This is a genomic window from Anabaena sp. UHCC 0253 (assembly GCF_009712085.1).
Taxonomy (GTDB): Bacteria; Cyanobacteriota; Cyanobacteriia; order Cyanobacteriales; family Nostocaceae; genus Dolichospermum.
Map to the genome: position 1 here is coordinate 277,886 of NZ_VILD01000008.1, position 12,224 is coordinate 290,109.

Here is a 12,224-nt window from a genome sequence, read left to right on the forward strand (position 1 = left end):
CCCCTACAAAATTGATTGATTTAGGGATTTGGGGCAACCACAGGGGGTTTACCTCTACAAAATTGATTGATTTAGGGATTTGGGGCAACCACAGGGGGTTTACCTCTACAAAATTGATTGATTTAGGGATTTGGGGCAACCACAGGGGGTTTGCCCCTACAAAATTGATTGATTTAGGGATTTTTAAAATGTTCAATTTATTTTGCATTACTACTTATTACCTATTACCTGTCACCTTCTCCTAGCCATAAATATAGAAAAGAATAGATCCCTGACTTCTTGCAGAAATCAGGGATCTTTTTCAATTTTTAATTTTCAATTTGCCATACTATGTCAATTAGTTTGTCTAACAAGGGTTGATTTGGGTAACACATTGTCACATTTATTAGCAACAACAATACAAATGCTACCTAAAGCTTGTTGATAACTATCCATATCATCTCCTTCCAGGGAGATTTTCGCCGCTGTTTGTAAATCTGCAACTGCTTGGATTTGGTTTTTATCAGATTCACTTTCCCCATATTGTGATAGTTCATAATAAGCCATACCACGTTTTAGATAAACTTTGACCAGTTGGGGATTGATTTTTAAGGCTTCGGTAAAATCAGCGATCGCTTGTTTATATTCTCCTACATAATTGCTGCTGTATTGAGCAATTTGATAACGCACAAGACCACGTTGAAAGTAAGCTTCTACTTTCGATGAATTGATTTTAATTGCTTGGGTAAAGTCAGCAATTGACTTTTGATATTCTTGAAGAGAATTATTGATATATTTGGTAATTTCAAATCTCACAATACCTCTTCTAATATAAGCTTCCGCATCATTTTTATCTATGCTGATAGCGGTATTAAAATCAGCGATCGCTTGTTTATATTCTTTGTCAGGATCACTACTATAATCAGCTAACATATAGTAGGCATTACCGCGATTTACATAAGCTTTAACTTCTTGAGGGTTCAGTTTCAATGCTTGGTTATAATTGGCTAATGCGCCTTCAAAATCATTTAAATTGTAGCGAGCATTACCCAAATTTACATAACCTCTGGCATACTGAGGATTTTTTGTGATAGCTTTCGTAAAGTTGGCAACTGCTTGTGGATAGTCTTGTTGTTGATAAGCATTGTCACCGCGTTGAGAGTAATCTTTAAAAGAGAGATTTGTCGGCTCAGAAATCTGATTATCTTTCCGAGATATCAAACTTTGCTGAGTATAAGGATTTTGGGAAACAAAAGGACGAGTAAATTTAATCATTACGTCCAAATAGCCCAAAAGACCGACTCCCATTAACCCAAAAATTACACCATAAGCCTTCGAGTTGTGTTTTTTGGCAGATGAACTATGATAAAACGGCTGGTTAGATACTGGTTGCCAATGATAGACAGGGGAGTTTGATCCTACAGGTTGGGTAAACCGTGGAGTAGGAATATAACGACGTTTAGATTTGCGACGGGGTTGGAGATGTTGTTTAGAAGCGATCGCTCCTAATGATGGAAACGGATCTCTACCACCTAATCGCTTAGTCCGTTCACACCAAGGACATTTATCTAAATGATTATGATAGAGATGCTGGGGATTAGCCGCACAAGTCACTAAACTCTCTTCTACCGCTGTTAATGCTGATAACCAAGTTTGAGCATTAGGGCGTAAATGTGGATGGTCATGACCTTCTTCAAAACAACGCACAAATAATTCCTGCAAACTGGGATGTAGGAGATCCCAACGAGGTGAAATCGGCGTTGGTAAATAAGGTACTTGTTTCTTTTGACTATAAGTAAAATGACCAGAAAGTATCCTGCCTTCATAAGGCGGCGGCTCAATACTACCTTGAAATATACCTGAAAATGGGTGAGTTCCTTCCATTAACAATTGGAAAATCAGCACAGCCAAACCAAAAGCATCATGATGACTTTGGCGGTCATAGTCAGCAAAAGTTTTATTCTGTAGTTCTGGGGGAGTATAGTCAGGTTTACCCACTGAACAACGATAGACAAAATTCTGTAATGGTTCGGGAACTTGGAACGAGTCTGTATCTACCAACGTCACCAACGCTGTATCACTCACCAAGATATTCGACTCATTCACATCACCAATACAATATCGGCTGGCGTGTAAAGCCGCAAAAGCCGCTGCCAAGTTGCGAGCAGTCCGCATTAAATATTGATAATTGAATAAAGGGCAATGTTGTCGGCGCGTTCCTGGATTATAAAAATCCATAATTGGCCGCATTCCCTGAATCCTGGGCATCAAAAAGCCAACAATCTGACCACTACCATCTGCTGCTTCTAATAACTCCTGTGGCCAAGCGATGGAAATATGTCCTAAATTTGCAGTAGGATTGGCTGGTGGATTGGCCAGCATCGCCTGGAGTTTTTGAGCATAAGCAATAGTTGGTTTGTGATAGATTTTAGCTACCAAATTTTCATCCGATGGCACTGCATAGATACAAGCTTCACCACCATGTCCCACACTGACAGAGATGTTGAGAATTTCGGGGTTGGGAAGACGACGTAGTACCTGCATGGAAGAATTAAGGTTATGTGGGGTTATTAAAATTCGGTCAACAGTTAGTAAAATTATGGCTTACGCCATGCGATCGGAATTAAGGAACTTTACAGATAGTAAGCAATAGTTGGCGTTACAATCTCAAACTTTGCGCCTTGGCGAGAAACATAATTCATACCACCATGTAGTCTCTTGGTGAAAATATGCTCCAACTACTGCACTCCTCCATTCTTAACTCCTTTTTTTAATAACTGATTACCATGAATCAAGAATTGCCAAATGCGGCTAAAACTAGTGTCAAATCATCATCAGTGCGCTGAGTTATTTTCTCAGAACTTAAAAACCTCACTAAATGTTCTTTTGCTAATATTCTATCTTCTGCGTTCGCTACAAACTCGAATAAAGGAAAAAAGAAAGGTTTGTGTGGTTCACCAACAATCATATTCAACGCTAACATTTGTAAACCATCGGTGAGAACACCAACATTAACAATCTCTTCTCGCCATACTTTGATTTGTGCTGTCTCTAAGGCATCAGGAGATGTTAAAAAGGTAGTTTCGTTAATGTACTCACCGCTGCTAGGTATGGTTAATGCGATGAGGTTGTCTGTACTATTCTTTGCCACAGCTAAACCATCACCAATTTGCGCTACAGCAACCATCTGTGGCGTAGCAATCATCAGAATTAAGGTAGTTGCTAAATCCTGGGGTTGATTTTTACCAGCATCTGCCTCAGATTCTATGGCTTTCCTGGCTACCAATAAGGCATCCGTGAGCAGATTCTGCAAAAGATGATCATTGGCCAGTACAAAACCGCCAATCTCTTGCATGGCTAGATGTTCAATTGCCGTTTCTACAGCAATCATTGATCCCACCTTTCCTAGTTTAGCAGAACCAGCCCCATCGGCTGCTGCTACCAACAACACATTATTTGCTAATACCTGCCAATGGTGAGCATCTTGACAAAGTTGCTGGTTTTTTGAATGGCTAGTTCCACATATAGATGCGGCTACTATGCGCCATTGAGAAATCTGTTTTGATGTATTCATATATTTTCTTTCCCACAGCTAGTTAACTATAAACAACAAGCTGTTATTTTAATTAAACAGATCCCCAACCAATTGGCGGTAGTGCGACTTGTTCATCTACCTTGGAATGAGATACCGCTGACATACTCGCCGATAGCCAAACAAACATCTCAATAAAATTTAATCCTTTTAGTTTGAGTGGGCTACGCACAGCAATTTGACTTAATCGGCTCATATTCGCGTTTTCTACACCAACTGTAAAGAAGGCGACACGCTTATTAGACTCATCGCCTTGTAGTCTTTGGGATGCTTGTTCGACAACATGATCTAGTTCACCTTGGGGTTCACCGTCAGTAATCATAAATACCCATGGGCGGTAGTAAGCAATACCATTATTCCGATATTGGGATTTACGCTCTTGAATAATATCTAATGCTTTATGAATTGCTGAACCCATGATTGTTAAACCCTGGGCGGTGAGAATCGGCGGGTTAAATTGATCGGCAGTTACAAAGTCCTGCACGACATTAACACTACTATCGAAAGTCACAATTGCTACTTCTACCCGTCTGGCTGCTAAGGAATTTTTGACTAATTCATCCTTTAAACTCAGCAAACCTTGATTTAGAGCTTCGATTCGTTCCCCTTGCATTGAGCCAGATGTATCTAGCAATAGCACGCATGGACAACGGGGTTCGGGATTTTCCGCAAATTCTACAACTTCATCAAGGTTAAATGTATCAATCATAACTTTTTGTGTTATGTTATAGTCCAAAGCTTTATTTTCCTTTTACTCAAAGTATATAGTTTCTGGCGCGAGTATGACTAAATTTCTGATATTTTGCCGTAAATACTTTAGTTTTTAAGTAAAGATATTGATTTAGGCAAAGTTAACCATATATTTTTGCAATTCCTCATCACTAATTGGTTATTGGTAATTTATGAGGATTTTTAATCCTAATCTGTTGTAAAGTGTCTACCATCATTGATCTTGACTAAAGTTAAAATGGAAGAATTCAGGACAGGAGTTGCTAATTTACTAAGTCAGAAGTAAAACGGGTTTGAGGCGTGGTTGTTTACCTATATGTTCTAGTCCCTTGACTTGCAAACTCCAGTAATAATCAATATATACATTTACCTCCAGGAATTTTTAAAGATTCTATGTGGAATTTTGTCTGTTTTAACGTAATTAAATTCATCGTTGTTAAATTTAGGAAGAGGAGAAATATAAGTATGAAATTCGATGAATTTAGATTACCAATCAAATCTCAGCATCCTTGATAGTATTATGTGGTGTATTAAGTTAAAATAACTACAAAATATAACAAGCTGGAGATTTTAATACAGACAAATGATCAAGACTCAAAATGCTAAATATGAAAAATTGTTACATTCAAATTGTGATTTTTTCTTAGCATAATTTCTCAGGAAAATTCATCATCCAATAATGTTTATGGTGATAATTTTTCCAGTGATCTCGGAGAACAACCTGATATTTAATCTTTTCCAAGAGTATGTTGATTTATCCGTAAAAAAAAATGTAAAAATCATGAAGAATATCGGCACGTTTACAAGACTATCTCCACAGGGTTTATTAAGACAATTAACTAATTGTTATGAAAGTACCTGTTTACAGGTATTTAGTAACTCTGTATCTTGGTTGATATATATAGAACAAGGAAAAATTATTTATGCTACTCACTCAGTAGAACCTTTTGATAGATTAGAACGACAGATGCGTCGTCTTAGTCAAGAAGTTCCTTTAGTAGATAATGAAGTGCGTACACAAATGCGCTTGATGTTTGAAAATGAGGATCATCATTTACCAAATCAATCCCCAGAATATGAAGCGATTAGTTGGCTGATAACTGAAAAACATCTTCTTTCTACTCAAGCAGCATTACTTATTCAAGAATTAGTTAAGGAAGTAATTGAATCATTTTTATTGATTAAAACAGGCACTTATGAACTAGCAGAACCACTGAATAATCTTCCCAAAATTTGTAAGTTAGATATCAATAATATTGTTGAACAATGCCAAAATCAGTTACAAAATTGGCGATATCTGGGTAGATATATTTCTTCTCCTTACCAACGTCCATATTTATTAGTTAGTAGTAAATTTTATGATAAAAGATTACCACCACTCCCGGAAAATCTCATCAATTGGATGAAGGGTTTTAGTTTGCGTCATCTAGCGATTATTATGAATCAGGATGAATTGCAATTAACTTTGAGTTTATATCCATATATTGTTAAGGGTTCGATAGTCTTACATGAACCAGATCCCCCGTTTGATAAATTACCAAAAACCTGCGTAAATTCCTTATTATCTGCTGAAAATAGTACGGAATTAGTGCGGGGTAAGTTATTGACTTTAGATGTAGCACCTAGTACAAATATCCACAGAGAAACGTCAATTGTTGCTGAGGATAATCTAGCAGTTCCACCGCTAGTACAGGATGTTGCTGAGTTACCAAAAACTGTTGATGAAAATATCAATGATGATTCTGAAAAAGTCAAAATAAATACGAAAACCACACAAAAGACTTACAAAATTATCTCTGTAGATGATAGTCCCACTATTCTGAAGGAAATTAGCCGTTATTTAGAAGATGAAAATTTTGCTTTGGTGACTATTAATGAACCTGTGAAGGCTGTGATGTCAATTATTAGACATAAGCCAGATTTGATTTTACTGGATCTAAATATGGCAGGAATTGATGGTTATGAACTATGTCGAATTATCCGCAATAATTCAATGTTTAAAACTGTTCCTATTATTTTTGTTACCAGTAATAAGGGGATTATAGATAAGGTGAAAGCTAGATTTGTCGGTGCTTCTGGATATTTAACTAAACCTTTTACTCGCGCTGAGTTGTTAAAAATGATTTTCATGCACTTGGCTTAATGGAATGTCAAATTTCAATGTGGTTGTTTGGTGGATACAATGCAGTTGAGGGCGCAGTTTGTGCGCTTTGTTCAATGTCGTAGATAAAATGCAGTTGATTCGATGGAGTTGAGGAGTTGAGGGCGCAGGCCCTGCGCCCCTACGTAGCCTAATTATTAATAATGTGAATAATCAATCGTGGCACAAGTTATCTTAGAAAATGTTTATAAAAGTTTCCCTTCTCGGAAAGGGGATGTAGTCAAGACACAAGCAGATGGTACTGATGGTGTTAGTGTCTTGCGTCGGATTAATTTAACGATCGCTGATGGGGAATTTATGGTGCTGGTGGGTCCATCAGGTTGCGGTAAAAGTACCTTGTTGAGGATTATTGCTGGCTTGGAGGTGATGACTGGTGGTAATATTGCTGTGGGCGATCGCCTGATTAATGATTTACCTCCCAAAGATAGAGACATCGCTATGGTGTTTCAAAATTACGCCCTTTATCCCCACATGACGGTATATGACAATATCGCTTTTGGGTTACGTCGTCAGTTTGGTGATGGGGAAGTTGGGGAAAAAAGAATTAGTAAATGGGGTAAAAATTTATTGGTAGGGTTGACAAGGAAGTTACCCAAGGGATTTTGGTATGTTTCCGCGAAAGAAAAGATTGTCAATGAACGAGTGCAAAAAGTAGCGGCGTTGTTACAAATTGAGGCGTTATTAAATCGTTTACCCAAGCAACTTTCCGGGGGACAAAGACAAAGGGTAGCATTGGGAAGAGCGATCGCTCGCAATCCGCAAGTATTCTTAATGGATGAACCATTGTCTAATTTAGATGCCAAACTAAGAGCCGAGACCCGTACTCAAATCGTCAAATTGCAGCGTCAGTTAGGGACAACTACGATTTATGTCACCCATGATCAAACTGAAGCCATGACAATGGGCGATCGCATTGCTATCATGTCAGAAGGAAAAATCCAGCAAGTTGCCGCACCATTGGAACTGTATAACCGTCCTGCTAACCGTTTCGTTGCCGAATTTATCGGTTCTCCACCCATGAATTTTATCCCGGTGGAATTTCACGCACCTTTATTAATTAGCCATCCTCACTTTCGTTTTACCCTCCCAGACTTGTGGGGAACTGCATTACAAAAATACGACGGACAAACTTTAATGTTAGGTATTCGTCCAGAACATCTATTGTTGAGTGTACCTGCAACTAAAAATTTACCAGTCAAAGTAGACTTAGTAGAAAATTTAGGAAATGATACTTTTCTATCTGTAAAAATCACAGATCCTGACTTACCAAATATAGAAGGACAAGCCCTACAAGCAAGAATTCCACCAGATAGATTCATCAATCTCGGTGAACAACTTTGGCTATCATTCATACCCGATAAACTCCACTTTTTTGACCCAGAAACCAATTTAGGAATATATCCGTAAGGGAATTGGGAATGGGTAATTGGGAATTGGGAATTGGTGAGTAAATTTCTGTTTCTATCCTGTACATCCTAGAATCCTGGACATCCTGATATGGCTTGCGCCACGCTACGCTATCAGACAAAGAAAGGGTTTAAGTAAGTAGATGAACCGAAAAAATTAAAGGTATGTGAATAAAATTAAAATCGCCCAAAACTCTCTTCCTGTTCCCTGTTCCCTTACCCCAACGACAATTTTTAACGCTTAAGGTAATTGTGATAATAAGTTTTTCATTTTAGGAGTAGATAGCATTTTCTGAGCATCAGTAATTATACTTTGACCCCAAAAATGCTTTTTCATAACGTGAAAATCGGCAAAATTTTTGTTTAACTTTAATGCTGTTTCCGCTAACTGATAAGCCTGTTGCTGTTCACCTTGACCATACAAAGCTACGGCTAAAGCTAAGATAGATTCAGCAGATTGATTATTAATTTTTACGGCTTGTTGCCATTGTTGAATCGCTGTTTCTTTGTCTCCCTGTTCATATTTGATAAAGGCGATATTATTGATAGCTGCTAAGTGCTTGATATCTGGCGCAACTGTTTGATGATAATTAGACATAACGGTTATATAGTTTCCTAGTGGATGATAATTAATACATCCACTGCGGTAAACATCCGTAAAATCTCGATCAATAACAGGAGAAAACACGAAGTTATAAGAGGGAAGCATTCGGACAGAAAATCAATGGTTTTACCGATAGGTTATCGCCCAAAGCTTCGCCCCTACTAATTACAGCAGCTTTCATGTATTTGTACCACACGCAGATTTTTCTATTCCTTTCTTCCTTTGCGCCTTTGCGTCTTTGCGTGAGATATAAAATGTGGTTCATTTACCCGAAAATCGCTGTAATGCTCAAAAATTAGATATCCAAACGGTAATTTTCCTGTTCGCGTTCCACAAAATACTGCACACGGGCGCGGTAATCTCTGAGAGTTTCATCAACCCAATCGCGATCGCTGCTGTTAACATAGAGATGGACTAACGGCTCACTGGCATCCGGTAAAACCAACAGCCAATTATCATCATAGGGCTGACGAATTTTTACACCGTCAATTAACTCCAAATTTTGCGCGGGGTGCGTTTCCACCAAATAACGCATTAGCGACCCCTTAGCAGTCCAAGGACAGCGAACTGTGTAGGTTCTGTGAATAACACGGGGTAACTCTGAACGGACAGTTGCGAGCGATCGCTCTTGAATGGTTAACATTTCAATCAGCTTGGCAATACAGAACATAGAATCAAACCCTGGATGGAGTTGGGGAAAAATAAACCCAGTTTCCCCACTACCACCTAAAACCACATTCGGATTTTTCTGACAAGCTTCCATTAAAGCTGTTGGATTGGCCTTAGTCCGAATCACCTTACCATCATGACGATGGGCGACTAATTCCACCGCACTAGAAGCATGAACCGGCACAACTACCGAACTGCGAGGATTTGCAGTTAACATCATATCCACCATCAACGCCGTCAGCATTTCCCCCCGAATAGAAAACCCCGATTCATCAACTAAGATCAGTTGTTCCCCATTAGCCGATACCTGCACACCAAAATTAGCGTTTACCGCTTCCACCACATGGCCTAATTGAGTTAGCAATCCTTCTCTATCAGCGTTAGAAATTGCCGTTTTATTCAAACTAGCATTTAGCACCACCGCATCAGCCCCAAACTTATCTAACATTTGTGGCAAAACCGCCCCAGACACAGCGTAAACATAGTCAATCACCACCTTTGCCCGACTATTACGCAGAGTATCCACATTCAATAACTTCTCAAAAGCCTTGCCATAGCAATCCATTAATTGGCTAGAATATACGACATCGCCAATTTCATGACTTTGGGAACGACGCATATCTTCTTTAAAATACGCCCCTTCAATTTTCTTTTCTTGGGCTTTAGAGATATTAATTCCCTTAATATCCATAAACTCAATCAAGATATAATCACGGCGTTCTGGGTGAACCCGGACATGAATCCCCCCGGCTACTGTCATTGTCGGGATCACAGTTCGAGCGATAGGAATAGCTGTTGTATCGAGGTTCTGGACATCCACACCTACAGACATTAAACCAGCAATTAAAGAGCGTGTCACCATCCGCGAAACATTGCGTTGATCACGGGAAACTGTGACTATTGAACCAGGTTTTAAAGTCGAACCATAAGCCGCCCCCAACTTCACCGCAAACTCTGGAGTAATGTCAATATTGGCTAATCCCTGGACTCCCCGCTGTCCAAATAAATTCCGCTGGGCAGTATTTCCCCAAATCAGATTAATATTTAAAACTGCACCAGATTCAATCTTTTTACTCGGCCAAACCCTCACCCCTGGGCTAATTTGCGCTTCTTCTCCCACAGTAGATAAAGAACCCACTACAGCAGCTTCTAAAACATGAGCGCGTCTATCTACACGAGTCCCACGGGAAATTACACAAGCGGATAATTGGGCTTCGTCTCCAATAATTGCCCCATTCCAAATAATCGGCCGCTTTAAATTAGCGTCAGCGCCAATGGTGACATTATCACCAATGACTGTTCCATCTTCGATTTGTACCCGCGCCCCAATCCGGCAATTGCTACCAATAACTGCGGGGGTTTCGATTTTGGCTGTAGGATCAATATAAGTATTTTGTCCTACCCATAAATTAGGTGAAATTTCTGGATAAGCTACTTTTAAGTTGACTTTCCTTTCTAAGGCATCATACTGGGCTTCTCTGTACGCATCTAAGTGACCGACATCGCACCAGTATCCACTGGCAACATAACCGTAAATCGGCTCATCTTTAGCTAGTAGGAGGGGAAATAAATCTTTAGAAAAATCGCATTCAGTATTTTCTGGTAAATAGTCTAAAACTTCTGGTTCTAAAATATATGTACCAGTGTTGACGGTATCAGAAAAAATTTCGCTGGTAGAAGGTTTTTCTAAAAATCGGTTAATGCGTCCGTCAGCATCTGTAATGACTACACCAAATTCAATTGGGTTAGGGACACGGGTTAAAATTAAAGTGGCTTTTGATTGTTTTTGTTTATGAAATTCAATAGCCGCAGTTAGATCAAAGTCTGTAATACTATCACCGCTAATGACTAAAAAAGTTTCATCCAAAAGTTCAGCGATATTTTTTACACAACCTGCTGTTCCCAGGGGTTGGTCTTCTTCAATCGCATAGGTCATTTGTACACCAAAATCACCGCCATCTTGAAAGTAATCACGCAGCACATCTGGTAAATAATGCAATGTAGCAATTACTTCATAAATCTGGTGTCGTTTAAGGAGATTGATAATGTGTTCAGCAATTGGGCGATTTAATATAGGAACCATTGGTTTGGGTAAATCGCAAGTCAAAGGACGTAACCGTGTTCCCGAACCACCTGCCATTAGCACTGCACGCATAAATCCTCCTAACCTGTCAAAAACTGATATTCTTCTTCCTTTAGTCTCATACAGAGATTAATATTTAAGGAACTTCCGTAAGAAACATCTATGATAAACAATTGAAAATTAAAAATTAATCCAGCGTCAGCTTTTCAGCCATTGACAAGATATTTCAAATGCCTAAATTTATACTATACTTGGTGATTCTAATTTAAACTAGAATTAAGCAACTGCAATGCCAATAAAAGTATTAAGGGAGTAGAAGATGATTAATTTCCTGATTTTTGGAGTAATAGTGGTTTATATCGGTGGTGTATGGAAATTTTGGACTGGATTTGGCAGAACTAATTTTAATCAAACTTTACCTAACCGTGTCGGTTTGGCTTTACTATGGCCTGCGTTATTTTTAGCAAATCCATCCTATCGGCGCAATTTTCAAAAGGCATTAAAAGGGTAGGGGCGCAGGGCCTGCGCCCAGTCACCGCGGAAGAATTAGCAGGAGATCAGAATAGTCTCGAATCTGTGTAAATGAAAGGTTTTTGATGATTTCATCGCTTATTCCTTGCACCTTCTCCAACTTTTTTCAGCCTAAAACTGTTGATGTAATTTTGGTTAAAAAGCCTGAATCCATTCTTTCACAAAATACTCTGTCCAAATACCGTTTTGCCAATAGGGATCAGATTCCACTAATTGACGAACGGTGTTTTCGTCTTGGGCTTCGTAAATACCAAAAACTTGGGTTACATCTTTTGTCGGACCAAGGGTAATTAAAATACCAGATTCTTTCTGTTTAGCTAATCCTGCTAAATGGGCTTGACGGTGGGGTTCACGTTTAGTTAAAACGTCTTCGCAATAACTTCCCCATAAGATGTATTTTGTCATAATTGCTAGTTAGAGATACTTACTAAAAGAATAATATAGCATTTCTTAGTTATTTGATAGCTGGC

At 38.8% G+C, this 12,224-nt stretch carries 9 protein-coding genes; 3 read left to right on the forward strand and 6 right to left on the reverse strand.

The window, feature by feature from the left end:
* Positions 1 to 333 precede the first annotated feature (333 nt).
* The 3 genes from FJR38_RS21345 to FJR38_RS21355 form a co-directional block, all read right to left on the reverse strand.
* Positions 334 to 2,523 carry a tetratricopeptide repeat protein gene (locus FJR38_RS21345; protein WP_168539255.1) on the reverse strand — a complete coding sequence of 730 codons (2,190 nt, stop codon included), beginning with the start codon at positions 2,521 to 2,523 and terminating at the stop codon, positions 334 to 336.
* Positions 2,524 to 2,770: 247 nt separating this feature from the next.
* Positions 2,771 to 3,553 carry a PP2C family serine/threonine-protein phosphatase gene (locus FJR38_RS21350; protein ID WP_168539257.1) on the reverse strand — a complete coding sequence of 261 codons (783 nt, stop codon included), beginning with the start codon at positions 3,551 to 3,553 and terminating at the stop codon, positions 2,771 to 2,773.
* A 52-nt stretch (positions 3,554 to 3,605) separates the two neighbouring features.
* The gene (locus FJR38_RS21355; RefSeq protein WP_168492120.1) at positions 3,606 to 4,280 is read right to left on the reverse strand and encodes a VWA domain-containing protein; all 675 of its coding nucleotides are present in this window, start codon (positions 4,278 to 4,280) and stop codon (positions 3,606 to 3,608) included.
* Between the two features lie 801 nt (positions 4,281 to 5,081).
* Here FJR38_RS21355 and FJR38_RS21360 point away from each other — a divergent pair.
* Both FJR38_RS21360 and FJR38_RS21365 read left to right on the forward strand, forming a co-directional pair.
* Positions 5,082 to 6,443: a response regulator gene (locus FJR38_RS21360; RefSeq protein ID WP_168539259.1), complete on the forward strand. Its 1,362-nt coding sequence runs from the start codon at positions 5,082 to 5,084 to the stop codon at positions 6,441 to 6,443.
* Positions 6,444 to 6,620: 177 nt separating this feature from the next.
* Positions 6,621 to 7,868, forward strand: a complete 1,248-nt coding sequence (locus tag FJR38_RS21365; protein ID WP_168491710.1) for an ABC transporter ATP-binding protein — start codon at positions 6,621 to 6,623, stop codon at positions 7,866 to 7,868.
* Between the two features lie 240 nt (positions 7,869 to 8,108).
* Here FJR38_RS21365 and FJR38_RS21370 read toward each other — a convergent pair whose 3' ends face one another.
* Both FJR38_RS21370 and FJR38_RS21375 read right to left on the reverse strand, forming a co-directional pair.
* Entirely contained in the window at positions 8,109 to 8,465 is a 357-nt protein-coding gene (locus tag FJR38_RS21370) for a tetratricopeptide repeat protein (protein WP_168491708.1), read from the reverse strand.
* A gap of 301 nt (positions 8,466 to 8,766) precedes the next feature.
* Positions 8,767 to 11,295 (reverse strand): mannose-1-phosphate guanyltransferase, encoded by a 2,529-nt coding sequence (locus FJR38_RS21375; RefSeq protein ID WP_168491707.1) that lies wholly within the window; start codon positions 11,293 to 11,295, stop codon positions 8,767 to 8,769.
* 247 nt (positions 11,296 to 11,542) lie between these two features.
* Between FJR38_RS21375 and FJR38_RS21380 the strand changes: the two genes are divergently transcribed.
* Positions 11,543 to 11,734, forward strand: a complete 192-nt coding sequence (locus tag FJR38_RS21380; protein ID WP_168491706.1) for a hypothetical protein — start codon at positions 11,543 to 11,545, stop codon at positions 11,732 to 11,734.
* A 155-nt stretch (positions 11,735 to 11,889) separates the two neighbouring features.
* Here the strand turns inward: FJR38_RS21380 and FJR38_RS21385 are convergent, their stop codons facing one another.
* Complete coding sequence (locus FJR38_RS21385; protein ID WP_168491704.1) at positions 11,890 to 12,159, reverse strand: YciI family protein; 270 nt, start codon at positions 12,157 to 12,159, stop codon at positions 11,890 to 11,892.
* Between the last annotated feature and the right edge of the window lie 65 nt (positions 12,160 to 12,224).

Excerpts from the sequence above, each read along its gene's own strand:
- FJR38_RS21360 (WP_168539259.1), top strand. The coding sequence starts at position 5,082 with ATGAAGAATATCGGCACGTTTACAAGACTATCTCCACAGGGTTTATTA.
- FJR38_RS21355 (WP_168492120.1), bottom strand. The coding sequence starts at position 4,280 with ATGATTGATACATTTAACCTTGATGAAGTTGTAGAATTTGCGGAAAAT.
- FJR38_RS21380 (WP_168491706.1), top strand. The coding sequence starts at position 11,543 with ATGATTAATTTCCTGATTTTTGGAGTAATAGTGGTTTATATCGGTGGT.
- FJR38_RS21345 (WP_168539255.1), bottom strand. The coding sequence starts at position 2,523 with ATGCAGGTACTACGTCGTCTTCCCAACCCCGAAATTCTCAACATCTCT.
- FJR38_RS21370 (WP_168491708.1), bottom strand. The coding sequence starts at position 8,465 with ATGTCTAATTATCATCAAACAGTTGCGCCAGATATCAAGCACTTAGCA.
- FJR38_RS21350 (WP_168539257.1), bottom strand. The coding sequence starts at position 3,553 with ATGAATACATCAAAACAGATTTCTCAATGGCGCATAGTAGCCGCATCT.
- FJR38_RS21375 (WP_168491707.1), bottom strand. The coding sequence starts at position 11,295 with ATGCGTGCAGTGCTAATGGCAGGTGGTTCGGGAACACGGTTACGTCCT.
- FJR38_RS21385 (WP_168491704.1), bottom strand. The coding sequence starts at position 12,159 with ATGACAAAATACATCTTATGGGGAAGTTATTGCGAAGACGTTTTAACT.